Origin of the sequence: Streptomyces sp. SID12501, assembly GCF_010550245.1 — a bacterium.
Classification (GTDB): domain Bacteria; phylum Actinomycetota; class Actinomycetes; order Streptomycetales; family Streptomycetaceae; genus Streptomyces.
On the sequence record NZ_JAAGLU010001111.1, the window covers coordinates 1 to 380 of the forward strand.

The 380-nt window shown below is 76.8% G+C and carries 1 protein-coding gene; it reads right to left on the minus strand.

Features of this window, described 5'->3' with window-relative positions; genetic code table 11:
- A partial coding sequence (locus G3I71_RS50065) for an SDR family oxidoreductase (protein WP_164325646.1) occupies window positions 1-380 on the minus strand: 380 nt, incomplete at both ends.

The following is a 380-nucleotide window of genomic DNA, read 5'->3' on the forward strand; positions in this document are numbered from 1 at the left end:
CACCTCCGGGCCCGTGAGCACGGGTGCCGCGCCGAGCAGCGCGTCGCCGGTGAGCGCGACGACCGCGACGTCGGCCACGTCGGCCTCGTGCACGGGCACCTGCACCGCGTCGGGGTGCGGCAGCGGCACCGTGCCGTCGGTGCGGATGCTCCAGCTCCACCGTGCGGTGTTGCTCGCGAACCCGCCGGGCCGCAGGAAGGTGTGCGCCACGCCGGAGTCCTCCACCGCGCGCTCGACCCGCAGGAAGCGCGCGCCGTTGAAGTCGTCTGCCGCGCCCGGTGCCGTCACCGCGGACGACGACAGCAGCACGACGTGCCGCACGCCGGCCGCGGCGACCCGCGCCAGCAGCGGCTCCGGGTGGGCCGTGTCGGCGTAGAGGA